The sequence below is a fragment of the Bacteroides sp. AF29-11 genome (genome assembly GCF_003602895.1).
Classification (GTDB): Bacteria; Bacteroidota; Bacteroidia; order Bacteroidales; family Bacteroidaceae; genus Bacteroides; species Bacteroides uniformis.
The window spans coordinates 346892-373215 of record NZ_QTLY01000003.1; the positions used below are offsets into that span (position 1 = coordinate 346892).

Annotated in this window: 14 protein-coding genes; 2 read left to right on the top strand and 12 right to left on the bottom strand. The window is 43.9% G+C overall.

All coding sequences use genetic code 11. The features are described from left to right. Window positions 1-53 precede the first annotated feature (53 nt). The 7 genes from gdhA to DWZ03_RS06960 all read right to left on the bottom strand — a co-directional run bounded on the left by gdhA (window position 54) and on the right by DWZ03_RS06960 (window position 13426). Window positions 54-1391: an NADP-specific glutamate dehydrogenase gene (gdhA, locus tag DWZ03_RS06930; protein ID WP_005827003.1), complete on the bottom strand. Its 1338-nt coding sequence runs from the start codon at window positions 1389-1391 to the stop codon at window positions 54-56. A 377-nt stretch (window positions 1392-1768) separates the two neighbouring features. Further along, window positions 1769-3916 (bottom strand): glycoside hydrolase family 97 protein, encoded by a 2148-nt coding sequence (locus DWZ03_RS06935; protein ID WP_016272962.1) that lies wholly within the window; start codon window positions 3914-3916, stop codon window positions 1769-1771. Between the two features lie 3 nt (window positions 3917-3919). Next, window positions 3920-5257, bottom strand: a complete 1338-nt coding sequence (locus tag DWZ03_RS06940; protein ID WP_005827009.1) for an alpha-amylase family glycosyl hydrolase — start codon at window positions 5255-5257, stop codon at window positions 3920-3922. Between the two features lie 310 nt (window positions 5258-5567). Continuing rightward, window positions 5568-6746: a hypothetical protein gene (locus DWZ03_RS06945; protein ID WP_005833032.1), complete on the bottom strand. Its 1179-nt coding sequence runs from the start codon at window positions 6744-6746 to the stop codon at window positions 5568-5570. Between the two features lie 22 nt (window positions 6747-6768). Beyond that, window positions 6769-8562: a RagB/SusD family nutrient uptake outer membrane protein gene (locus DWZ03_RS06950; RefSeq protein ID WP_005833034.1), complete on the bottom strand. Its 1794-nt coding sequence runs from the start codon at window positions 8560-8562 to the stop codon at window positions 6769-6771. Window positions 8563-8594: 32 nt separating this feature from the next. Continuing rightward, the gene (locus DWZ03_RS06955; RefSeq protein WP_005827017.1) at window positions 8595-11555 is read right to left on the bottom strand and encodes a SusC/RagA family TonB-linked outer membrane protein; all 2961 of its coding nucleotides are present in this window, start codon (window positions 11553-11555) and stop codon (window positions 8595-8597) included. Window positions 11556-11761: 206 nt separating this feature from the next. Next, the gene (locus DWZ03_RS06960; RefSeq protein ID WP_120129363.1) at window positions 11762-13426 is read right to left on the bottom strand and encodes a DUF6377 domain-containing protein; all 1665 of its coding nucleotides are present in this window, start codon (window positions 13424-13426) and stop codon (window positions 11762-11764) included. Between the two features lie 231 nt (window positions 13427-13657). On the opposite strand from DWZ03_RS06960, the gene DWZ03_RS06965 reads away from it, so the two are divergent. Together DWZ03_RS06965 and DWZ03_RS06970 are read left to right on the top strand one after the other, a co-directional pair. Next, window positions 13658-16123: a glycoside hydrolase family 9 protein gene (locus DWZ03_RS06965; protein WP_098031946.1), complete on the top strand. Its 2466-nt coding sequence runs from the start codon at window positions 13658-13660 to the stop codon at window positions 16121-16123. A gap of 42 nt (window positions 16124-16165) precedes the next feature. Further along, a complete protein-coding gene (locus DWZ03_RS06970) occupies window positions 16166-16969 on the top strand; it encodes a ThuA domain-containing protein (RefSeq protein WP_022401156.1) in 804 nt (267 codons plus the stop codon). A gap of 601 nt (window positions 16970-17570) precedes the next feature. Here the strand turns inward: DWZ03_RS06970 and DWZ03_RS06980 are convergent. The 5 genes from DWZ03_RS06980 to DWZ03_RS07000 all read right to left on the bottom strand — a co-directional run bounded on the left by DWZ03_RS06980 (window position 17571) and on the right by DWZ03_RS07000 (window position 26309). After that, window positions 17571-19133, bottom strand: a complete 1563-nt coding sequence (locus tag DWZ03_RS06980) for a RagB/SusD family nutrient uptake outer membrane protein (RefSeq protein WP_098031944.1) — start codon at window positions 19131-19133, stop codon at window positions 17571-17573. Between the two features lie 21 nt (window positions 19134-19154). Continuing rightward, the gene (locus tag DWZ03_RS06985; RefSeq protein WP_120129366.1) at window positions 19155-22265 is read right to left on the bottom strand and encodes a SusC/RagA family TonB-linked outer membrane protein; all 3111 of its coding nucleotides are present in this window, start codon (window positions 22263-22265) and stop codon (window positions 19155-19157) included. A gap of 253 nt (window positions 22266-22518) precedes the next feature. Then, window positions 22519-24243 (bottom strand): glycosyl hydrolase family 18 protein, encoded by a 1725-nt coding sequence (locus DWZ03_RS06990; RefSeq protein ID WP_005827034.1) that lies wholly within the window; start codon window positions 24241-24243, stop codon window positions 22519-22521. 15 nt (window positions 24244-24258) lie between these two features. Then, entirely contained in the window at window positions 24259-25524 is a 1266-nt protein-coding gene (locus tag DWZ03_RS06995) for an MFS transporter (protein ID WP_008665144.1), read from the bottom strand. 53 nt (window positions 25525-25577) lie between these two features. After that, window positions 25578-26309 carry a 6-phosphogluconolactonase gene (locus DWZ03_RS07000; protein ID WP_016272971.1) on the bottom strand — a complete coding sequence of 244 codons (732 nt, stop codon included), beginning with the start codon at window positions 26307-26309 and terminating at the stop codon, window positions 25578-25580. Window positions 26310-26324 lie beyond the last annotated feature (15 nt).

The following is a 26324-nucleotide window of genomic DNA, read 5'->3' on the forward strand; positions in this document are numbered from 1 at the left end:
GCGTAGGGCAGCACAAACCACAAATACAAATACAACTAAACAAAGTTTCTCTCTTAGATAATTCCCTGACCCATCATGGCATGAGCCACCTTCATGAAGCCGGCGATATTCGCTCCCTTCACGTAGTTGATGTAGCCATCAGGTTCTGTCCCATATTTTACGCATTGAGCATGAATTCCGTGCATGATGGCGTGGAGTTTTTCATCCACTTCGGCTGCACTCCAGCTGAGGTGCATGGCGTTCTGCGACATTTCCAGTCCGCTGGTAGCCACACCACCTGCATTGACAGCCTTACCCGGTGCATACATAATCTTGTTGTCAATGAAAAGGTCGATAGCTTCGGGCGTACATCCCATATTGGAGATTTCGCCTACACATGTCACCTTGTTGTCAATGAGGTGTTGTGCATCTTCGCCGTTCAGCTCGTTCTGGGTAGCGCAAGGCAGAGCGATGTCCGCTTTCACTTCCCACGGGCGTTTGCCTGCCACGAAAGTAGAGCCGGGGAATTCGTCGGCATACGGTGCTACGATATCGTTGCCCGATGACCGGAGTTCCAGCATATAATCTATCTTTTCGCCACTGATACCGTTCGGGTCGTAAATGTAACCGTCGGGACCGGAGATGGTAACCACCTTGGCACCCAATTCGGTAGCCTTGGTAGCAGCACCCCAAGCCACATTTCCAAAACCGGAGATAGCCACGGTCTTGCCCTTGATGTCAATGCCTTTTGTCTGTAACATTTGGTTTACGAAATACAAGCCACCAAATCCTGTTGCTTCAGGACGAATCAGCGAACCGCCAAATTCCAATCCTTTACCGGTAAATGTGCCCGTAAATTCGCGAGTCAACTTCTTATACATACCGAACATATAGCCCACTTCGCGACCGCCTACACCGATATCACCGGCAGGAACATCCATATCCGGACCGAGGTGACGCCACAACTCCAGCATGAAGGCCTGACAGAAACGCATAATTTCAGCATCGCTCTTTCCGCGCGGAGAGAAGTCGGAACCACCCTTACCGCCACCCATAGGCAATGTAGTCAAGGCATTCTTGAAGGTCTGCTCAAATCCCAGGAACTTGAGGATAGAAAGATTTACGGAAGCATGGAAACGAATACCGCCTTTGTACGGGCCAATGGCATTGTTGAACTGCACACGATAGCCGAGGTTCGTCTGAACTTCACCTTTATCATCCACCCACGTTACGCGGAAAGTAAAGATACGGTCAGGTTCAACCAGACGTTCTATAATTTTCGCTTTCTCGAACTCAGGATGTTGGTTATAGATATCTTCGATGGAAAGAAGAACTTCCTTTACGGCTTGAAGATACTCAGACTCGCCGGGGTGCTTTGCCTCTAAAGAGGCCATGATACGTTCGATATTCATAATATTACGTTTTAAAGGTTATTACCTTGTTGACTTCACGCTATTCAAACAAAATGTCAATGAATAACACCGCAAATATAAGAAAACTTTTCAAAACAGCTAAATTTTACGGTTATATTTTGATTAAAGAATGATAAAATGTCAAATCCCCGGCATTCTCTATTCATACCTAAATGGTCTATTCTTTTCCTATTCTGTCAACAATTCGCCATAACGGCATAAATATAGAAAAATTATAATAAAGAAAATAAGAAATGACGAATAATTTACGAAAAAAGACACAATCCTCACGGACTATGCCTTTCCAATTGCTAACTTTAATTCTTAAATGCTTGTATTAAATCCGCAACATAATAATTACTATGTACGGACAAGCTTCATAATTTCTTCAATCCTTTTACCTCTTCTTTTGTTGCTTCTCGAACACTGATAGCCACCCCTCCACTACTTGCCAAAGGTTGACGCAGCACACTCTTTGACGTTACTATGCCACGACGGATGTCATAGCTCTGCGGATTATCTTTCCAGTCTGCATCCCGACCATCTGCATAAACGGTAACAATATATTTCCTTCCTTCGGGTAAGAAAGAGAAAGGAATAGTTGCCGTACGAGGATGTTCGTCGGTAATAGCACCTACATACCACTCTTGTTTTCCTTTGGCTTGACGAGCCACTGTGATATAATCACCCGGTTCGGCTTCCAAATACCAAGAATTGCTCCAATCCACCGCTACATCCTTAATAAATTGAAACGCATCGGGAAAACGGCGATAATTATCCGGCAGGTCTGCTGCCATCTGTAACGGAGAGGGCATCGTTACATATAGAGCCAATTGTTTTACCAATGTAGTACCCGCCTGACCTTTAGGTTTCGAACTATTATAATACGAAAGTTTTGTCTGGAAAATACCAGGAGTGTAATCCATCGGACCACCCTTCAACCGAGTAAACGGCAAGATACAAGTATGATCCGGATCATTGCCCCCCATAGATTCAAACTCACCACCACGGGCAGATTCTTGCGCTACCCAGTTGGGCCAGGTCCGACACAAGCCGGTGGGACGAACAGCCTCGTGACTATCTACCATAATCTTATAATCAGCAGCACGCTTCACCACATGTATATAATGATTGTTCATCCATTGTGAGGAATGATATTCACTACGGGGAATGATTGAGCCCACATATCCTGTCTTTACAGAATTATAGCCATTATCTACCATAAATTGAAAGGCTACATCCAGCTGCCGCTCATAATCGGCAGCATTAGCAGCCGTCTCATGATGCATGATAATCTTTACCCCCTTTGATTTGGCATAGGCATGTAGTACCGCAACATCAAAGTCCGGATAAGGTTTGTCAAAAAGGAACTGACGATCCTTACGATAGGATGCCCAATCTTCCCAACCTTCATTCCAACCCTCAACCAATACCGCATCAATACCATTCTCCGCCGCAAAGTCTATGTACTCTTTCACATGTTCAGTATTGGCCGGATGATGTCCATTAGGAGTTAACTTTGAATAGTCGGTTATGCCGGGTTTAGCCTTATAATAGTCGCTATATGCCCATGTACCTCCTCCACCAGTAAACATCTCCCACCAGACACCGATAAATTTCTGTGGCTTAATCCAAGAAGTATCTTCCAGCTTACAAGGTTCATTCAGATTAAGAATCAACTGAGAAGCAAGGATGCTACGTGCATCGTCACTAACCATAATTGTACGCCACGGGGTATGCAACGGTAATTGCAGATATCCTTTCTTTCCTAATTTATCGGGAGTAAGATGAGCAGAAAAGTTAAACTCTTTATCATCCACATTCAGCAACATGGCAGAATAATCTACCAAGGCAGCTTCATGAATATTGATATAAAGTCCTTCGGTAGTCTTTATCATAAGGGGTGTTTGTACTGTGAATGAAGTCGCTTTAGCTTCATATCCTTTTTTACGTAGATTACGTTCCATAGCTTCGCGCACTTCGGAAATGGCCGCAGTAGTATAGGCAAACTCATTCGTATCATAATCACCGGGAATGCAATAGAGTGTATGATTACCGGTCAGATTGAATTCCGTCAGTTCGTCTTTTACCGTCAGATAATTCATGGTTTTCTGCTCCGGCAACTCATAACGGAATCCGAGTCCATCGTCAAACAATCGAAAACGTACAATCATCGTACGGTCGTGCTTTGCCGGTTGTGAGAAAGTGACAGTAAGTTCATTGTAATGGTTACGGACTTTTTCATACTCTCCCCATACAGGCATCCAAGTTTCATCAAAAGTAGAATTTGTTGCATCAAGAATCCGGAAGCCATTTGACAAATCCGCTTCTTCCATAAGTATTCCCAAGGCAGAAGGTTCTACAACCGGCTCTCCTTTGTAATATAAGCTATAGACCGGCCCCCCCTCGGAATCAAGCACAACATTGAGTTTCAGATTCCCATTGGGAGATAACAATTCGTGTGCCATCGCCACACAAGCAATTCCCAGAAATACAACTGTTAATAATACATGTTTCATATACATCCGTTATTGTTGATATATAAAATATTGATAAGGTTCCATCGTCATTACTGTAGGCAACTCCACATCCACACCGGCAATCACATCGGTCATGGTCTTGCCAGCATGCTCCATAGGTACTTTCACTTGTACAGACTCATTGGCGGTATTCACCATGACCAACATGCCATGACTGCCTGCTGCCCGATAAAATGAAGCGACATCTCCGGTAGTATAAACTTCCAGTTCACCACCACGTACACTGCTCGTAGCTTTATAGGCTCTGATGATTTCTGCCATCTCTTGCGCAAAGACTTCATTGGACTTCAAGTCTATAACTCCGTAATTGAAAAAGTTAAGTGACCGCGGATAGGCTACTTCCTGCGAACTATAAATAAGAGGTATCCCCTCGAGCATAGTCGTCAATACAAAAGCAGACATGGCACCACGCTCACCGCCATAACATTCTATCGGTGAAGCCTCACTTGCCTGGTCATGATTAGTAGAATAGCGTAACCGTAACGTACCCTTCGGCATTCCCTCCAATTCGGAAGTATTCATAGCATAAAGGTCAGTAAGTGAGCATTTACCGGCATAATAGTCTTTCAGTTTACTATGGAAGTTCCAGCCGTAGAGCAGATTGAAACCATTGTTCATTAAAGACGTTTTTCCGCCTTCGGCAAGCATCAGCAAATTATTGTCAAGTGTACGGAGCTCGGCGATTGCTTTCTTCCAGAAAGCATCTGGTACCCCCTCGGCATAATCACAACGGTATCCATCAATACCAATTTCTGTTACCCAATACTTCATGGCATCAATCATGGCTTGCTGCATGATTTCGTTGTCAAAATTCAAGTCAGCAACATCCGCCCAAGGCTGTTCTTGAGGTTGTACCACATTGCCATTTGCATCCTGTGTATACCAATCCGGATGCTCAGTCACCCAAGCATTGTCCCACGAAGTATGGTTGGCAACCCAGTCAAGAATCACTTTCATTCCTTTGGCATGGGCAGCATCTACCAGTTCTTTCAAGTCTTTTTTTGTTCCGTAACGTGTATTCAGCTTTTTATAATCCTTTATACAATAAGGTGAATTCACACTTTTCAGTACTCCCGGCTCATTTACAGGCATCAGCCAAAGCACGGTAGTCCCCAGGCTTTGAATACGGTCAAGCTCTGCTTTGATGGCAGAGAACGCATTTTCTTCGGCAAAAATGCGGGGATTTGCCTCATAAATCACCATATCCGAAGCCATGTATTCTTCCTGTGGGACGGGAATCGGTTCCATGTCACTCTGACTATCACTACACCCCATACAAGAATGTAGCATCGTAAAGAGCAGTGTCGCAATTATTACTTTTTTCATATTTCTACTTTTTATCTATACTTATACTCATTGGCGGAACTGATATCTGCAAAAGGAGCATCCAAACTCTCCAGTAATGGGCATTGGCAGAAAAGATACTAAGCCTTAATACTAAAAATCCCGGAAGCCAATACTAAAAAACAAAAGAGCTAAGAGATAACTTCTTCCCAAGGCTTGGTTTTTCTATCCCAAGACTTGGGATAGAAAAACCAAGCCTTGGGACATATATCCGCAAGATTGAAAAGAGATATCCTATCCCCAATCTCATTCCACCAATAGGTCATTTAACATCTTCATTACTATACAAAACTCATTTCAAGAAATTATTCTGATTAGAAACAAAAGCCGCTTCAGATTCCGGTTCAGAGTCTCCGTCCGGATTGTTAGGGTCAATCTCCTCACCAGCTATGTCCGTAATACGGAAATAATAATCTCGATCAAGCGTCACTGCTGCGAGGTCAAATTGTGAGCCTCCATTGTTATTATTCATTATCAGATTGTAAGTCAATCCCTTATTTGCTTCACCTGTATCGTAATAATTATACGTGACACCTTTTATCTCAACACTACCGGTTGGTAATATTCCTGGCCAACTGCCAAAGAGTTCCGGTATATCATTTCCCCACGCATATATGGTTGTTTCTGCCCATCCGGACTGGTCTTCAATAAAAATGGTATAACCATCATGGATGACCACTGCATCCGGATCTATTTCCGTCCAACCGCTTTCTGTGATTTCCAAATATATGTCACGGTCAAGAGTAAAGTTCTGTGGTCCATCAAATTGTGAACCTACTCCATTATCGTTAAATATCAAATTGTAAACCAATCCCTTATTTGCTTCACCTGTATCAAAGTATTTATAGGTAATTCCTTTTATCTCAACGCTACCAGTAGGTGAAATACCGGGCCAACCTCCAAAAAGTTCCGGCAAATCATTTCCCCACGCATAAAGTGTCAGTGCATCCCAACCTGTATTGTCCATCACGAACACAGCATAACCGTCGTGGGTCACTTCACTTGGGTCTTCCGGCTCCTCAAAATAAGCATTCCAGCGGGTTACCGTTATATCAGTGCGAGTACCTACCTTAGCCGAAATTTGATGTAAAGCATCCCCATTCTGCAAAGTACGCTCTATACCTTGTGTCTTAGAAACGAAATAAAAGCCATCGGCAAGTGTCTTTCCATTAACAAAATCTTCCGGATAGAGGTATATGCCCCATTTAACATCATTGTTTGCAGCTTTCTCCATCTGCCACTTAAGGTCTCCGGAAGCAGCATCCTGACCTCCATTGAAATCGCCTGCAATATAAATTATTTCATCGGCACCAGTTCCTTGGGGCATAATCACCTCCAGCAAGATAGCATCGCTACGAAGTTCAAATTGCGGCAACTCATGGTCAAACACAATTTCCTCCTTGTCACAACTACTGATGAAAGCTACAAAAAGCAACAAAAGCCATAGCGGATTACATATATATTTTTTCATTGTTACTATTATTATAGGATGATTAATAATTAGGATTCTGTACCAGTCCCGGATTTACCATAAGGGCAGACTGGGGCAAGGGATACCACTCGTATTTGCGGTCACGTTTAGCCGGATAGCTTAAACCGTCGTCCGTGGCACGGCCAAAGAACCACCATTGCCCTTGCGTAAACTTATCGAAACGACGCAAGTCTGTACGACGACGCCGCCCCTCTCCCAAGAATTCAAGTCCCCATTCACTCAACATCCAATCCATATCAAAGGATGTAAAACCAGGACCGGGCTGTTCGAGAGCCGATTTATCTGTAAAATAGCGTGTTTTAACTCTATATACCAGTTCTTTAGCACCTTCCGTATCACCTGCACGCATTTTACATTCAGCAAGAGTATAGACCACTTCACTCAAACGGAATTCCACCTCATCGATGTTTTGGAAATCAATGCCTGCACTCTCCGGATAAACCGGATATCTTACCAAACGGACACCTGAATTCGTTTCACCCCAGCGAGGTGACATGACAGTCTCCAGATTACGTCCTAAATTAAGGAATGTACCCACCTGATCCACATAAACCAAATCCTGACCGTCACGGTCGGCATCTGCTTTCAAAGCCGCACCCTTACCATAGTTGGCTTTAATAGCCCCTTTCAAAAAAATGCCTTGATAGTTTCCTGTTGTTTCATTATACACATAGTTCTGCTTACGGATATCTTTATCGTGGAAACGTTCATAAACTGCTCCTAACTTATCACCGTAGTCGGTAAGAAAGCTCTTAGGATTGTCAGTACCACCATACGGCTGTACATTTCCAGAATTATCCCATGAAGGTGCCAAGCATACACAATTCCATCCGCTCTGGCTGTATGTACCTCCAAAGTAATCCCAACAATTGTAAGGCATGAAAGGCATGTTACGCATCCAACCGGTATTGACCTGACCGACTTCCATCGCCAATGCCATTACAACTTCCGGACATTCTACATTGTTTATCGAATAAATATCGCGATAGTCATCGGTAATGCTGTAAGTACCATAATCGCCATTCAGAATTTTTTGGCAAAGAGTGGCACACTCATTATAACTGTTTTGTTTGATAAACACCTCAGAATTCAGCAACAAGCGCATCTTAATCATACGATTGGCAGCTTGGTTCATGCGGTTGCGAGTCTTTCCAGAACCATCTTCTTTCATAAGATCTGTAACTGACTCATCTAGTTCCTGACTGATAAAATCGTAGATAATCTTGCACCCCTTATCAAAATCAGTATCTGCAGAACCAGGGATTTCCGCACCCGAAGAAATGTTCAAGGGAAGTGCTCCACCCCAAATCTCAAAGATATTGTAGTATGCCCAAGCACGCAGGGTACGTACTTCGGCAATATAACTATTCAAAGCATCCTCAGTCATGCGTATAGATGCGGGGCTGATTGCCTGCAAATCTGTAATAAGCGTATTGCAAAGCCCAATAGTGGTCCACGCATTCTCCCAAGTTTGGCGAATAATGGTTGATTCTGACGTCCAGGTATGTGAAGACAAAGCAAACTTCAATGCCTCATCCCATCCCCAAAGTCCACCGTTCCAACTGCGCCATGCCACCTGGTCGGCAGAAAACTCCTGCAAATACCAGAAGTATTCCAAATAACTATATGCAGCTTTCGAATAGATGGCTGCCACTGCCCCCTGAACACTCGTCTCATCTTGATAATAAATTCCGGCATCCACACGATCGAACACTTCCTCGTCCAAATTAGTACAAGAGAAAAGTGAACATGACATAATCATCGCCAATAACCAACGACATTTTATATATTTCATATCTTTCATATTTTTAATAATTTGTTTCTCATTTATTTGAAGCGAAGAGTCACACCTAAACTCAATTGAGTTGCTGTAGGATAAGCACTATTACTATCTACTCCCGGCTGGATACCATTCACGTCTATAATTGAAGGGTCATTACCAGAATATCCGGTCAAGGTAAACAGATTCTTGGCAGACAGATATATGCGCATATTATCCAGTAACTTACGGTTCTTAGGAGTAAAATTATATCCCAAGGTTACATTTTCCAGTTTTATGAAGCTACCATCCTCCAGGAAATAGGAAGATATTACTCCACCACCGGTACGGATATTCTTATCTTCCAGATACGCAGAGCGAAGAACATTATCTGTACCACATCCCTGAAGCCCCATACCATATTTACGCATATTGAATACATCAAAACCGAATGTACCGCGGAAGAATACACTCAAATCAAAATTTCTCCAAGTCAGGTTGTTACTCCAAGACAAGAAGTGCTTGGGAGCACCATTGCCAATATAACGTTTATACTTGGCATCAGCCTGAGAAATCGGTATTTGCTCATCTTTATCATTCAAAATAAGCATATTGCCATTTTCGTCAACACCTGCATATTCATAACCGTAGAACTGCCCTATCTCTCCCCCTTCCTGCACACGGAAGAAATATTCGCTGGAGCCAGTACCCGGTTTTAAGTAAAGGTCGAGATAAGATGCCTTGTAAATATCGTTAGAAAGTTTGGTCAACTTAGTCTTCCCATAAGAATAATTGATTCCGCTCGTCCACTTCACTGCTGTTTTAGTAAGGATGTCACCATCCAAAGATACTTCTATACCGGTATTTTTCGTTGTTCCAACGTTAACCAAAATAGTGGAATAGACAAAAGGCGGTTGAGGTGCCGTGTACGTATAAAGCAAGTCTTTAGAACTACGGTCAAAATACTCCACTGAACCACGTAAACGATTCCATAGAACAAAATCAACACCCAGATTAATCGCAACGCTCTTTTCCCAAGCCAAATCCGGATTAGCATTACTAGAGGGAGCATAGCCCGTTACCCAACGCCCGTCAAAGAGATAACTACCATTGGTATTGTAAGTAGAAAGTGATTTATAAGCATCAAAATCCGAACGACCGGTAATTCCGAAAGAAACACGCGGTTTCAAACTGGTCAACACTTTCCGGGTATTCTTCATAAAGCCCATCTCCATCATTTCCCAAGCCAAAGAAGCTGCTGGGAAGTACCCCCACTTTTGGTTAGCACCAAATTTGGAAGAGCCTTCATAGCGCAACGAAGCCGATGCAAAAAGCATATCCTTCCAATTATAGTTCAACCGACCAAAGAAGCCAATAAGTGTCGATTCAGAGCGACCGCTATATAAACTTGCCAAACCATCCTTCAGATAAGAGCCACTGCCCAAATCCCAATATTTCGTATTATCAAAAGAGAAGTCGTTGTTACTACCACCAATCTGTTCCCAGATAGACTTCTCATAAGTATAGCCCACTACAGCCTTAATATTGTGGTCGCCCAAGTTCAGTGCATAATTTCCCAACCACTCCAATCGATTGGTGTACCATTTCTGATACTTCATTTCCGCACGTCCTTTATAACCATTCCAATAGGACTCCGAACCGGCAGACGAAGCATAATATTGTTGCTTCATGTCATTGTAATGCAATGAGTAACTTAATGTTGTATTCAACAAATGCTTTTCTGTCTGCAAAATATTCAGTTTAGCCTCAGCCGTACCCAACAAATACATACGCTGGCCGTTGTTATCTCTCAAAGCAAGCTCCGCAACCGGATTGGTTGCACCCGTAGGAGAAGTAGGCTGATAATACGAACCGTCTGCATTATATACCGGCATTGTAGGATTCATTGTGAGTGCCCTATCGAAGAAACCATCATTTCCCCAGGTTTCATTTACACGACGTGCACTCAACGAACCGTTGAATTGTAAGCGATTCTCCAGTACACGCTGTTCCATAGAAAAACGACCTCCAAATTCTTCACGACCACTCACGATGTCAAGTCCATTGGCACTTTTGTAATTGAAGGAAGCACCATAGAAACCATTCTTTGTGCTACCATCAATAGATATATATTGGTTTGTGTCGTATGCTACATCACGAGTAATCAGTCCATACCAGTCAGTGTCGGCTCCATAGTCTGTACCTCGTCTCGAACGACGGAATTCATCAGCCGACAGAATATCCGGAGAGGGCTTGGCTACATTAAAAGCGATGTAACTGTCATATGTGACTACCGTTTTTCCAGCTTCACCCGAGCCACGTTTCGTTGTAACTAAAATCACACCATTAGCACCTCGCGTTCCGTAAATAGCAGCTGAACCCGCATCTTTCAATACCGTAATAGATTCAATATCCTGTGCAGCGATGTTACGGATATCGCCACCTGCCACACCATCTATGACAATCAAAGGACTATTACTTGCAGAAACAGATGTTGCACCACGTACTTGTAATGAAGAACTGGAGTTAGGATTGGCAGCTGCCTGCGTATTGACATTCAAGCCCGCGACTTTTCCCGATACCATTTCCATCGGGTTATTCATAGCCCCCAAATTAAAATTTTTCTTATCCACTTGTACAATGGAACTGGAAACTTCTTTTTTACTCAATGAACCGTAACCCACTACTACAACTTCTTCCAACACCTGCTGGTCATCATGCAAGACAACATCAATCTTGTTTCTACCGGATACGTTCAGTTCCTGCGTTTGGTAACCTACATAAGAAAAAATAAGTATTGCATCAGGATTGACATTCAATAACACATAGTTACCGTCAATGTCAGTTATCACCCCCGAAGTTGTACCCTTTACCAATACACTTGCACCGATAAGACCTTCACCCGTTGCATCGGTCACCTTTCCTTGTACCTGAAGTTGTTGCGCAACAGCAACACCAGTCATCATAAGAAAACCCAGTAAAAGGATCATGCGCTTTTTAAGGCATCTCTTTAGACTTTTCTTTTTCATCTTATTAGAAATTAGTTAAACAATAAATAGATTGATGCAAATGTATTATCAAAACAAACGCACGATTTGGGCTGAGATAAAAATCTAAAGTCCTGCAACAGGCAATCAACTATAATACAACGCATTACAAAAATGCTATTGCTACTAATTTCTAAATCATTTCTAAACTTTTTAAGGCAGAAGAAAGCCTCAAAAGGAGGATAAAATCAAAAAGAAGTTATTTTCATCACTCGTTCTTCAAAGTCCTCTTTACAAAGAGACTTGTTTTTTAGCTTGGAACGATAAGTATAGATGGTAGTTATGGAATAACGCAAAAATTCTGCAATACGCGCACTGTCTGTAATACCTAAACGAATCAGTGCAAATATGCGCAGTTCGGTAACAAGCAATTCTTCATTTTTAGGATGCAATTGTTCTTCAACTGGCAACAAACGATTAAATTCTTCTACAAAGTTAGGGAATATCTTAAGAAAAGATACATCGAAATTGTGATAGAACTCTTTCAACTCTTGATTTATGAAACGGTCGGACTTCAATGTACGATATAACTCCTCAAGTTTACCGGCAGCAGCCTGCTTGTTCAATATGCGGCGATATTCTTCCATTTTACTTATATAAGAGGAACTTAAACTGAGGAAACGTCCCAAATACTCTTCCTTAATATGATTGGCTTCCGTAAGAGTCTGATTAGTATGCAATAATCGTTCATTAGCCTCATGTTGAGACTTGTTCAGCTTCTTCAATTCACTATTCAATATACTCAATTGGGAATTGGCAGCAACAACTTTTTTACGGGCATAAGACAATTTTTTCATTTGCCATAGCACACACAGTACTGTCAATAGAAGGAAAACAGAAAGGATACATATGCCTGTAATAAACATTCTCTGCCGCTGTTGCTGTATTTCCTTTTCTTGCTGATAAGCACGATCTATGAGCGGAAGCATCTTGGAATTCTGCGAACTACGCAACCGAGTAGTATAATAATTAGCATCTTCCATACTAATCTTGATATAGTGATTAGCACGTTCCAAATCGCCCATTCCATAAAGTAATTCCGCTAATGCGCACAAAGAATAATTTTCTTTCACCACTGCCCTAATGTCAGCAATGGCACTGCTAATACGTGCTTCCATTTCTTTCTGCTTGTTCCCCACGATATGATAAGCAAAAGCCAGAATTGAAGTAGCTACTGCATACTCACGCGTATTGGATTTCAACCGAGGTAAAAAATTCTTCAATAAACATATAGCCTCCTGACTTTTTCCCTGGTCAATGAGCTGAGGTGCATGCACGACTACATATCTATAAGTATCTTCCGGTACTAGGCTGATTATAGAATCCCTATACAAATTTGCTATCCGAAGATAATTGTTCACGTAGTTCCGATCAGTGGCGTACTCTGCCTGATAGAGATATAGGTTTTCAAAACATACATAATAGTCCACTATATTTTCACCCTCCAACGTGTTACGAGGAAGCGATTTCAGCAATTCCATTGCTTCAACAAAAAGGCCCGAAGTATTTAGAATATGTACTTTATTTAATATAGAACTATTTATCCATTGCCTATTATTTAGCCGTGTGGCAATAAGAATATTTTCATTTATATAATGTAATGCAGAATCACTAATATAAGAATTATATTCGGCAAAAAGACGATTTTGTATCAGATAACGCTCCATGTCAGTAAGCCTCCCTTGCTTCAACTCATCCTTTATCAAAGAAATATACCGTTCTTTTTCTTCCTCGTATTGTCTACGCATCACGATAGTCTTATCCAGAACAGACAAAAGGCTATCTATTGCAGATGCATACATACCAAGCGAACATGGCAACAGCATTATTATTAAAATCAAGATACGCATCATAGGTTAACATTGTGACATAACTTCGCAAAGTTACAATTTTCTTCTGTTATGAAAATACGATTTTAGTATTTTCTTTGGCATTATAAGTCGTACATCATAGGGATTATACATCTACCGAAATTCATATTTCCTCTACTTCGGATAGCTTTTAAAGCTTTTATGGCAGTTTTCAAACCTCCTTCTGCCTAATAATGGCTAACATTGCAACCGAAACCAAAGGTTGACGTCAACATGAGAAAGACATTATTATTTTTATACCTTTTATCTCTCGGCAGTATTGCCGCATACGGTCAGACACGTCTGACCCAAGACCCCAAACTGGAACGACAACTCCACGAAAGCGGACTGATACATCAACCCCTCCCCCTGGATATTGAAAACTCTTTCGAAACCAACGGATGGAAAAAGGAGGTCTTGCAAAGCGCTCCTCTCACCCGCTCGGCAGGTACAGAGGGATGGAGTCATTCCGGCGCAGGAAGCATGTCCTTCAGTACGGAAAAGACCGTTTCCGGCAAAGGCAGCATCAAACTGCAATTCCCCACATTCACCGGGAAAAGGGCGACCGGCTCTCCTTCCGACCCAGACTATGCCACCTACGGAAACAGCAGTGTTACCTATCATCTAGACGGCGCCAATCTGGAGAAGTACAACCGCATCGTATTCTCCATCTATCCCGATTGCGACGGCGCGCGCATCGTCAACATGAACCTCACGTTTCGCAATGCAGATACTCCTGCCAAGAAAGGATATAATCAGCCTTCGGGTTCACACCTCATTAACCTTATTAATAAGGAGTGGAACCAATGCTTCCTCGAAATAGACGAGTATCAGCGCGACAAGGTGATATCCATCACCTTCAGCACAGCCCTCAAAGGCAAAGACCGGACTACAGGAGATTCAGCTATCTACTACCTGGACAATCTACAACTGCAAACGGTGAAAGCCCCTGAGAAAGTCAGCGGATGGATACCTGCCGATGGAAAAATCTCCTACTCGACAACCGGCTATGCCGTCAACCACCCCAAAACCGCCCTCATCAACACAAACCTCACCATAGACGCCGGAAAGCGCTTCCAACTGCTTACCCCAACCGGAGAAATAGCTTACGAAGGAGACATCCGAAAAGAGAAAACCACTCTCGGAGAATTTGGCCTTATTGATTTCACCTCCTTCAATAATCCCGGAGAGTATCAGCTGAAGGTCGGAACATCGCTAACTCCCACCTTCCGGATTGGAGAAAGACTTTGGGAAGATTCACAATGGAAAGTGCTGAACTTCATCTTCTGCCAGCGCTGTGGACATCCGGTTCCCGGCAAGCATTCCACCTGCCACGTAGACCTCATGTCCCGACATGACGGACGCAGCATCTCCTACTCCGGCGGATGGCACGATGCAGGAGACTTGTCCCAGCAAACCTTGCAGACGGGAGACGTGACCTTTGCTCTGCTCGAAGCCTATAATAAACAAAGAAATATCAACCCAGCCCTCGCCGCCCGCCTGCGTGAAGAGGCGGAATGGGGAGTAGAGTTCATCCTAAAGAACCGCTACGGCGATGGTTACCGCGCCAGCAGCATGGGATTGCTTATCTGGCAAGACGGTGTGTTCAATACATTGGACGACATATCTTCCGTACGTGTACAGAACATGGCATTTGACAACTTTCTCTATGCCGGATACGAAGCTTACGCCTCCATGACGCTGGACAACGACCCGATGCTGCAGGAATACCTATTGCGCGTGGCCGAAGAAGATTTCGCTTTTGCTATGGAGAAGTTCAAAAAAGATGGCTTCGACCAGTTCGTCCAGCCTTACGAACACAGTTACAACACTTCGAAAAGTCAGTATATGGCTACCATCTCCTGGTCGGCAAGCCAATTATACAAGCTGACCGGAAAACCTTCTTATGCGGACATCGCCGCCGAATACATCCGCTACACCCTCGACTGCCAGCGCACGGAACCGCTGAAAGACAAAGACGGGACACGCGGATTCTTCTACCGGGACAAATCCCGCAAATCCATCGTACATTACATACACCAGTCGCGCGAGCAGGTCTATATGCAGGCCATGGTGATGCTTTGCGAAACCCAGAAGGAGCACCCCGATTATCCTAAATGGGTGAATTCCATACAACTATATGGAGAGTATCTGAAAGGAATGATGAAGTATACCCATCCCTACGGTATGATTCCAAGCGGTGTTTACCATGCAGAGGAATATAAGGATACCACCAACTTCTACGCCCTCCATCTGTTTCCCCCTGCCAATGCCAAGGAACTGTACACGGAACAGATTAAACGAGGAGTACAACTGGACAAAGAGCACTACATGAAACGTTTCCCCGTGTGGTTCAACATTTTCAACGGCAATACCGCCATCCATCTTTCCAACGGAAAGTCCGCCGCCATCTGCGGAAACTTCCTGAAGGACAAGGAACTGCTCAACATCGGTCTGGAACAGTTGTACTGGACCGTAGGCAAGAATCCTTTCGGACAATCCTTGATTTATGGAGAAGGACACAACTATCCGCAACTGAATACCTTCTCTTCGGGAGAAATGACAGGAGAGATGCCCGTTGGTATCCGTACCCTGGGTAACGACGATGTCCCCTATTGGCCGCAAACCAACAATGCCTGTTATAAAGAGGTATGGATTACCTCGGCAGGCAAATGGCTGTCTCTGATTGCGGAATATTAGATAATGGAGAATTAATAACTTATAAATTATAAATTACAAATTATGAAACATCTGTTTATTTTATTGTTTACGGCTTGCACCCTGCTGACGTACGCACAAGTCCCCGAAGGTTATCCGGCAAACTATGCCAAAGCTCCTCGCTTCAAGGCCTTGATTTATTACACGCAACATGCGGAAGAAGCACACGTACAATTTGCAGAACAAGCAACCACTTTCTTCAAGAAGCTCAATTACGGTGACGGCTTTGTTCTGGATATTACTACCGATTTTTCAAAATACCCATACGAGAAACTGAAAGAATACAATGTCATTATCATGCTTAACACATCCCCCAACACCAAGGCCGAACGCGATGCTTTTGAGCAATACATGGAAAACGGAGGCGGTTGGGTAGGTTTCCACGCAGCTGCCTACAACGACAAAAACACGCATTGGCCCTGGTTCGTTAAGTTTCTTGGTGGTGGGGTGTTCTATTGCAACAACTGGCCTCCCCAGCCGGTATTGGTCGAAGTCGACAACGAAGAACATCCCGTTACCAAGAATCTGCCTGCATCATTCGTGGCTCCCGCCAGCGAATGGTACCAATGGACTCCCAGCCCCCGCCAGAACAAGGACGTAGAGGTACTCTTGTCCCTATCTCCCAAGAACTATCCACTGGGTATCAAGGATGTAGTGAATTTTGGCGACTTCCCCATCGTATGGTCCAACAAGAATTACAGAATGATTTACCTAAATATGGGACATGGTGACGAAGAGTTTATCGACGGTACACAGAACCTGCTATTGGTTAATGCTTTCCGCTGGGTAGTGAGCAAAGACAAGAACGGTGACCCGTTCCTCAAATGAAACAACTCCCATAACAGTAATCAAAAGAATAAAATAGGATAGTATTCTTCAAATCTTCTCCAAAATACAACACTTTTATGCCGAAACAGATACTTTTCGAAGGAAAAGGTATCTGTTTCGGTTGTTTCATATAGATACCCTTGCTGGTCCCGACAAGTTGGAATGATAGTTTCCTATAGTCGAAACCAAGAGTTTTAACCTTTGAAACGAATGGTTTTATCGAAAGAAACTTTTGGTTTTTCTTGTTGAAACCAATAGTCTTACTTGTCAAAACTTTTCGTATTTAGTCTTGAAACTAAAAGTTTCATGCTGAGAACTAAGATTATAACTATTTCAACGACCCACGAAACAAGTATGCATACCATCTTTTACAAAAATTGGAAAGCGTGATGGATGGTTGTAATGTTTTTTATCTATCACAGGTATCCATCACACTTTAATTAACTTATAATCAAAAGAATAATCTCTTCGCGTGACAGCATGACAGATGTTTTGCCGAAATAAACTTTAGTGAGAGATACCGCCACTGCCTACACATAAAAATCCCCAGTATTCCAAAAGGAAATACCGGGGACTCTTCAGAAAGAAAACCGATCTAAACTTATAACCAGCCAGGGTTCTGTGTCAAGCCACCTTTAGCCCTATCCATTTCCGACTGGTCAATCGGGAAGTACCTGAACTTCTCCGTCCAACCTTTGTTACCTAAAATCTCTGTTCCTTTATCGAAACGCAGAATGTCAAACCAACGCTGCATTTCATCCATAAACTCATACCCACGCTCTTCAAAAAGAATATCCAACAACTCCTGCTTGCTCTTTCCCGCCAAGTTGATACGATGCTCTTTGTCTTTGAAAGCGCGGTCTCTGACCTGGTCGAACCAGCCTTGCGCATCGGCACTGGCAGTTCCGTTGATGCGTACATCAAGCTCCACAGCCAGCAGCAAAACATCGGCATAACGGTAAATACGCCAAGAGTTATAATAGTTATCCGTAGGGTTCACCGTAGACGTCGTCTCCTTTCTCGGATGAATCTTATAGTGCCCCAGGCCTTCGTAATTTTCCTGCTGGTCACTGACTTGGAAAGCACTTCCTGCCGGCAGTTCACCTTTGGCCACCATTTCTGCCACTTTCTTAGCCTCGTCCGCATAGACAATGACTGTTCCTTCTCGGCGCGTATCACCTTCCTTAAACATGTTGTAAACAGTACTCGGCATGGTGTTCTGTCCATAACCTTCGCCTAATCCACCCTGCTCGGCACTTCTCGGGTCAACAATGTTACGACCGCCCAAAGAACGTGCAAGCCCAAACCCTTCACCGGAGTTATTGCCGGCATAACATACCTCAAAGATAGATTCCGCACACCATTCTCCGTCTTTCACCCATAAGCTTTGATAATCAGGGTTCAACTGGTATCTTCCACTGGTGATTATTTCTTTCATGTCATTCAATGCCACCTGATATTTAGTCTCATCACGATGGAACAAAATAATTTTAGCACGAAGCAGCTTGGCAGCATCCCGGCAAACGCGTCCCTGCTGTGTAGCACTGCGCTGGGGCAGATACTTAGTCACTTCGTCATCCAAGTCACCCATCATAAACTCATAAATTTCTTCACGGGTTCCTTTGGCAACGCTATACATTTCACTGGCTGCCAGATAATGTTTGATAAGCGGGAATTGCTCATACCCCATAAACAGATGGTAATAGAAAATGGCACGGTAAAAGCGCGCTTCGGCAGAAATGGAATTGACAAAGTCTGCACTGAGGTTGCATCCGGCCAATTTGTCAATCAACAGATTGGCAGCAATGACTCCATTGAACAAGCCAAAATCCCACTCATTCCACCAAGAACCATATCCCCATGCACCGAAACAAGAAGTCGCGTCATAGGTAAAAGTATCCCATTTCGTCTTGTAAGACCCCTCACCGATACCACCGCCGGTTTCGGACTCATCACCCAGCAAAGAAGAGTAAGACCAAACCTCCGGCATACGGGTCTGCATTTCATTCATCACGGCATACAAGCCCTTCATCATATCGTCTTCCGTCTTATAGAATTCGGTTTCCGACACCTGAGTTCTCGGATTCACTTCCAGAAAATCTGAACAAGCTGTGGTCGACAAAGCCATCGCACCCAAAGCCAATACCTTTAATATCTTATTCATTGTATCTAATTTTTAGGTTAATCAAAATGTAATATTCGCACCGATAGTATAAGTACGTGCTTGCGGATATGTTCCCCCGTCAAATCCATCACGTGTTCCCACTTCAGGATCATAACCGCTATAATTGGTGATTGTAAACAGATTCTCGCCCTGCACAAAGAAACGCAGCCCCTTGATGCCGACACGCTGCAACATCTGTCCGGGCAGACTGTAACCTATCTGCAACACTTTCAAACGCATATACGATCCATCTTCTACAAAGAAGTTTGAAACCTGATAGTTATTGTTGTCACCATCTATGATACGTGGTACCCAATTGGAAGTTCCTTCACCGTGCCAACGGTTCAACCAGGATTTGTCGTAGTTACCAAAAGTCACATTGGAACGTCTGTACAGTTTATAAATGTCGTTTCCGATACTTCCCTGGAAGAATGCACTGAAATCAACTCCTTTCCAATCGGCAGAAAGAGTGAATCCATATGTCCAGTCAGGGTTCGGCTTGCCTATCATGGTACGGTCATCACCATTCAACCCATTTTCACCATCCAAATCTTTAAAACGAATATCTCCAGGCTTGGCATTCGGCTGTATCAGCTGAGTCTTTCCGTTAGAATCTACGTAGGTATAGCTATCTATCTCCTGCTGATTCTGGAAAATACCATCATGCAAGTAACCGTAGAAGAAGCCGTACGGACGCCCGTTCTCTCTCCAACTGACCTGGCCGCCCATACCACCGCCGATATTATTGAGACCGACACGGTCGGGGCCCTGGTCTGTTACGGTATTCTTCACATAAGAAGCATTTCCATTGATACCCAGATTCACTTCACCCACCTTAAAGCGATAGGACGCTTCGAACTCGATACCTTCGTTCTTCACTGTACCCGAATTGACCGTCATACTGCCATAACTGGTATAAAGAGGAATCGGCATGGAAAGCAGCATGTCCTTCGTCTTCTTCACGAAATAGTCGGCAGAGAATGTCAATGCACTGTTGAAGAAACGCAAGTCAATACCCAAGTCGGTCTGTTCGGAGGTCTCCCATTTCAAATCGGCATTGGCATAGCCACTGGGCAGCATGCCCGTATATACCTTTCCATTTATGACTGCATTCTTACCCTGACTCATCATACTTGTATAGGCAAAGGAGCCAATACGTTCGTTACCATTCTGTCCCCAGCTTAGACGTATCTTGGCAAAATCCAACCAGGAAGGTCTGTTCTCCATGAACTTCTCCCGAGTCAACACCCAACCCAAAGAAACCGAAGGGAATGTAGCATACTGGTGGTCACGACTGAAGTTTGACGAACCGTCCCGTCTCACTACCGCTTCGAACAAATACTTTTCATCATAATTATAATTGATACGTCCGAATACGGATGCAATGCGGTGGTCTTCCGCCCCACCCCATACTTTGGACTGCTCTTCGGGTGCTGTGGCCGTGTCTATATATCCCTTGTCTATATCCACCACCAGCAGATTATAATCTTCCGCTTCCAAATTGGAGTAATGGTAGGAAGACATACTCGTACCGAACAGTGCACCTATATTATGACGGCCGAAAGACTTTGTATACGACAGTACATTTTCCCACTGCCAATAGGAAGACTCCCTTTTCTTATCCTCTACCTTGGAAGTGGCATTCTTACTGGTAGCATTCAGCTCGTAGACTGGAGTCACATTCTTAATGGAATTGAACACCCATTCCGCACCATAGGTAGTCTTGAACTTCAAACCCGGTAACAAGTCCACATCAAGGTTAAAGTTCGCACCGAAATTCTGAGGCATAGTCCTCTGGTTATGACTGACCTGCATGGCTGCCAGCGGATTGGTTATTTCACGCATCTCGATGATATTGTATGCCAGGCCGTTGGGAGCAATGACATGATTTGGATAAGTTACGGCATATTGCTCCAGTATAGCAGGGTCGGTCTGATAAACCGGTTCGGTAGGAGGCAACATATTCATGGAAGTAATCAAGCCTGCTGCTTCACTATTGCCAATAGTATTACCAGTCTGGATTGACTTGGAATAGCTTGCAATTGCACCAAAACTAATCTTATTCAACCAATTTCGTGATTTCGTGTCCAGTAATACATTATTGTAATTCAAGCGTACATTGTAGCGTTCATAATCAGCATGTCCTTTAGCATAAATACCTTCTTGCTTTACATAACCGAAAGAAGCATAATAGGTAGAGTTGTCCGTACCGCCACTCAACGAAACCTTGTGGTTCATAATAGGAGCATTCTTGTTCTGCAGTTCCTTTTGCCAGTCGGTATTGACGCTGGAAACAGTCGGGAAATAAGGATCCTTACCTGCATTGGCAGCCATTTCATTCATCAACATCTGATAATCCGCACTACCCAGCAAATCCACCTTCTTGGAAGGATTCTGAATACCGTACGTAAATTCATAGTTCAAAGTAGCCTTTCCTTTAGTACCCTTCTTCGTAGTAATCAGTACAACACCATTAGCACCACGGGCTCCGTAAATAGCGGCGGAAGCTGCGTCTTTCAACACTTCAATAGACTCAATATCAGAAGGATTCAAATGACTGATACCACTTTCAGACGGCATGCCGTCTACTATATAAAGCGGATCGGAGTTGTTGACCGTACCGGTACCCCGAATACGAATCTTTGATTCCGCACCGGGCTGACCTGAATTAGAGATAATCTGTACACCGGAAACTTTACCTTTCAAAGCATTCTGAATATTTGTAGGATTACCTTTATCCAACTCTTCACTGGTAACACGGCTCACAGCAGACGAAAGTACACTCTTCTTTTGTACACCATAGCCTACTACAACTACCTCGTCCAGCAACTCAGAAGAATCAGTAAAACGGACTTTCAGATTTGTATCTGCAGCAGTCAGTTTATACTCAATAGGCTCATAACCGATAAAGGTGAAGACCAACACATCACCCACAGAAGCTTTCAGACTGAAATTCCCATCAATATCCGTCACAGTACCCACAGCCGGATTACTTTTCATACTGACATTAGCACCCGGAACCGTTTCTCCAGAAGGATCATAAACGATACCCTGCACATTAATTTGTTGTGCGAAGAGCTGCAAAGTGCAACTGAGAATGCAAAGCAGCAAAAGGACTCTTTTTCTTTTCATGATAATAGTATTAGTTTATAAAATAGAAAGTTATTCATATTGTATTGATACAAATTCCAATACTTCGATAAGCGAAATTACGTACTAAACAAGAAATGGAAGTTGAATATTTCTCATAAGGAGTTCATTTACTAACACATCCATAAAAAACGTTTTATTTTAAACTTAAAGTGATAAAGTTTAAACCCATAAAAAAACGGATACGTTTCTGTACGTACCCGTTTTCTTCCAAATCCATTGATTATAAAAAGTATTACCTTTCTAAAGTCCAGTTAATGGCATTTCTGAACATGGTCGTAAACCCTTCCGTTTCGTACAACTTACTACTATGCCCTATCTGGAAATAAACATTGCGTGCCTTTTTGCTTTCATTGACCCAAACCACCGGATGATCGCCCATCTTGATGTCCGATGCAGGCGTGTAGCTCGATTCGTCTACATTGGCTAATACATGTACATTAGGGCGCGGACTCTTGTCATAAGTATACCACTCGTCATCGGGCACCACGAAAGAGGCCGGAACATCCTTCATTACCGGATGCTGTTTATCTTCCACAATCAGCGTACCGTCGGCCAGCGGAGCTATGTAGTTCTTGAAACGTACACCACCCATGAAATCAGAGAACCATTGCCACATGGGATAACCGTCAAACTCGCCCAGCAAAGTAGCATGATGGAAACCGATCCAGCCGCCACGGCCTTCTTCTATATACTTGACGAATGCATCTTCCGCTTCCTTCGGCCAAGTATAAGGCGGGAAATCCAATTGAATAACCAAGCTGAACTGCGACAAGTAAGCCTCCGTTATGTTCCTGGCATTGTTTATCTCGGTAATACTGAAATTCCCTTTTGCACCTTCGGCCGCCAACCACTTCAAGCCGGCATCTGTAAATCCTCCGTGCTGTCCACCACGTTCCGTCAACACCAGTACCTTCGCCTTGTGCGGCTTGCCCAATAGGTTTTCTGCTACCGTACGGCGCAAATCACCCTGCTCATTGTCTCCGCTATAATCCCAATACATGCCTCCCAGCAAATCTTTATCCAGAATATACTGACACTTGATGGCAAGTGAACGGGGATTCTCAAAACCAAATACCAACGTATCATTCTTATCGGCCAGATAAGGCACTTGAGCCACCTCATCCCACTTTTCAGTATATTGGGTATCCGTATTCCCTACCTTATTATAGTCTTGGAAGCTGGGATAACCGTCACCTCCACGACCATAGAAGGGCATACCCATCACCAGCTTGGAAGGCGGTACGCCCGCTTTCAAGTGTGCAGTAACGGCACCGTCCGAAGTAATGTCACCGCTATGTCCTGACGGATAAAGCGCCGAATGGTGCTTGGGAGCAGAAGCCATGTCATAAGCCATGATATTCACAAAATCGACGGAAGGCAAGATAGCCTTGAAGTCAATGTAACGGGCAGAAGCTACGGTGGCAAGTGTCAGTTCCTTTTCATTGCCGATGGCAGCTCTGATATCCTGCATCAGAAGTGTAAAATTCTCCGTATCGTCCGGTGACGAGGATATATTTGCCATAGAGCTGGTGGGATATTCCCAATCGATGTCAATGCCATCCAAAGCGAACTCCTTCACCACACGGTCACAGTCCGCGGCAAAAGCACGGCGATATTCATCATTGGCAGCCATCTCACTGAAACGTCCGCTTCCCCAGCCGCCGATGGAAAGCAGCACTTTCAGCTCCGGCTTCTGTTTCCTCAAATCAACAATCTGTCTCAAACGTTCCTCATTATCAATCTTGACACCGTTAAAGCTCTCGTTTACATGACCGAACGCATAGTTGATATGCGTCATGTACTGCGGGTCGGGCATCACCTCACTCCACGAAGTGACATAAGCAACCACAACCTTTGAATCGCGGGAAGCCGCAACGACCTCTTCTCCCGACTTAACGCTACCGCATGAAACCAATACGCCCAAAGCGGCAGCCATCATCATTCTAATTTTTTTCATAAGTACTATCTTTAATTACAAATTATCGCAGGTCTGACGGACCCGTGAACCTATCAATGCATAATACAGCATAAACGCTTCTCCAAAAAGAACGATGAGCCATGACCATCTCCAGCCTCCAAGAACATCGGCAAGCACTCCTTGCAACAAGGGCAATATGGCACCGCCTACCACTCCAATCATGAACACACCCGAAGCCACCGAAGTGTATTTTCCCAAATGGGCAACGGACAAAGTAAAGATAGCTCCCCACATGATGGAATGGAACAGACCTACTGCCGTGAGCAGCCACGGATTATTCAGAAGAATGGCCAGTAGGGCGAGTAGTCCTGCCGATACCGTAGTAACCGTCAACTGCACGCGGGGAGAAATCCTGCTCAGGCTGCTCCCCACCAGGCGGCCCACAAGCATACCACCCCAATAGAGCGTAGCCATCAGTGCCGGAGAAGCATAATCCATCTCGATGGCATACAGATTGATATTGGCCCCGATACAGACTTCCACTCCTACATAAAAGAAGATAGCCACCACGCCCAATGTCAGATGACGGAAGGACCATACACTTTTTTCCAGCTTTTCTCCCTTCTCTACCCTGGTTCCTTGGATATCGGGCAAAGACAATTTCATCAACAACAATACAATCAAAGAAATAACAGCCATCAATGCCAGGAACGGAACCATCAGCTGGTCAATCTGAATGTCCTCCATAGACAGACCGCCGAACACGACACCGGTCACGAAATAAGGAGCAAGCGTAGTTCCCACAGAATTGGCGGAACCACCTATAGCCAAACGCTGAATGGACTGGGTACCCTTGACATGGCAAGCCGTCAGATAAGGATTTATAACCACTTGCAGAATGGTGGCCGAAGCCCCTACCACGAAAGAACCCAGTAAGAAAATCAAGAACCCTCCAGGGATAACATTATTTCCTGCATGCCAATTCGCTTCAGGAAAGTGTACTGTGAAATAGGAAGAGGCAAAGAACAAACCAAGCCCCACAATCATCACCAGCAATCCACGCATCAATGTTCCTTTATATCCGTATTTGCTAATCCACGACGAGCCTACCCCTCCACAAACCGGATAAGCAAGGAACCAGGAGAAAGTAATCAAAGTAGCAAAAGTATTTTTCAACCCGCCCACTTCCGAAAGAAAAGTTTCTTTCAGAGGACCCTGAAACTGAGTATTGGCAGTCGTAAGGAAACCTACAATAAAGAACAAGAACACCATCGTGATGAATGGCCCCATATAGTTTATTTGTTTTTCTTGTTGTGTCATAGTATTTTGATTATTAATTCAAATAATTAGTTATCAGCCGCCTGCAAGGCGACTTAGCAGTTAAGCATGCTTGCCGCCGCCTCATCCAGCAGAAATTCACAGTTGGGATGAAGCTGAAGGATGGAAGCAGGAACATCTGTTGTCACAGGCCCTTCAAGCATCCGCTTGACAATATCCGCTTTATTAGTCCCTTTGGCAACCAGTACAATCCGGCGTGCCTGCATAATGTTCTTTATTCCCAAAGTAGCCCCTCCCAACTCTTTATCGGGAGGAGTACCCGTTTCTCTACGGATGCGTTCTTCCAGTTCCACATTCATCCGGGTCACCCATGCTTCACCGCCAAAGGGAGATTCCGGCTGGTTGAATCCCAGGTGTCCGTTCTCACCCAACCCTAAAATCAGCAAATCAATACCGCCACGGTTCGCAATTTCCTGCTGGAAATCCCTGCATGACTGTTCAAAATCACCAGAAATGGTAGGCAGCATCAAAAAATTCTCTTCCTTGATGCCCAATGTATCCATCAACTCCGTTTTCAGCATCGTGTAGCATGCTCCGGCATATTCGCGCGGCACATTCATTACCTCATCCAATCCGAAGAAAGTAACGGTATCCACCTTAAACGGATATTTAGTATAGATTTCTCCCACCAACCGATGAAGATTGCCGGTAGTACGTCCCGTCGAAAGTCCTATCACACTCTCCGGTTCATTCAACATCTGCCCGATGATGCGCCATGCAGCCGTGCAGTCAAACTCCTTTTCATTCTTTGTTATTGTTATTTTCATATTCTTAATCATTAA

Bases quoted from the DNA above. Each gene is read 5' to 3' on its own strand.
- DWZ03_RS06965 (WP_098031946.1), top strand. From the start codon at position 13,658: ATGAGAAAGACATTATTATTTTTATACCTTTTATCTCTCGGCAGTATT.
- DWZ03_RS06970 (WP_022401156.1), top strand. From the start codon at position 16,166: ATGAAACATCTGTTTATTTTATTGTTTACGGCTTGCACCCTGCTGACG.
- DWZ03_RS06985 (WP_120129366.1), bottom strand. From the start codon at position 22,265: ATGAAAAGAAAAAGAGTCCTTTTGCTGCTTTGCATTCTCAGTTGCACT.
- DWZ03_RS06980 (WP_098031944.1), bottom strand. From the start codon at position 19,133: ATGAATAAGATATTAAAGGTATTGGCTTTGGGTGCGATGGCTTTGTCG.
- DWZ03_RS06935 (WP_016272962.1), bottom strand. From the start codon at position 3,916: ATGTATATGAAACATGTATTATTAACAGTTGTATTTCTGGGAATTGCT.
- DWZ03_RS06950 (WP_005833034.1), bottom strand. From the start codon at position 8,562: ATGAAATATATAAAATGTCGTTGGTTATTGGCGATGATTATGTCATGT.
- DWZ03_RS06960 (WP_120129363.1), bottom strand. From the start codon at position 13,426: ATGATGCGTATCTTGATTTTAATAATAATGCTGTTGCCATGTTCGCTT.
- DWZ03_RS06955 (WP_005827017.1), bottom strand. From the start codon at position 11,555: ATGAAAAAGAAAAGTCTAAAGAGATGCCTTAAAAAGCGCATGATCCTT.
- DWZ03_RS06995 (WP_008665144.1), bottom strand. From the start codon at position 25,524: ATGACACAACAAGAAAAACAAATAAACTATATGGGGCCATTCATCACG.
- DWZ03_RS06945 (WP_005833032.1), bottom strand. From the start codon at position 6,746: ATGAAAAAATATATATGTAATCCGCTATGGCTTTTGTTGCTTTTTGTA.
- gdhA (WP_005827003.1), bottom strand. From the start codon at position 1,391: ATGAATATCGAACGTATCATGGCCTCTTTAGAGGCAAAGCACCCCGGC.
- DWZ03_RS06990 (WP_005827034.1), bottom strand. From the start codon at position 24,243: ATGAAAAAAATTAGAATGATGATGGCTGCCGCTTTGGGCGTATTGGTT.
- DWZ03_RS07000 (WP_016272971.1), bottom strand. From the start codon at position 26,309: ATGAAAATAACAATAACAAAGAATGAAAAGGAGTTTGACTGCACGGCT.
- DWZ03_RS06940 (WP_005827009.1), bottom strand. From the start codon at position 5,257: ATGAAAAAAGTAATAATTGCGACACTGCTCTTTACGATGCTACATTCT.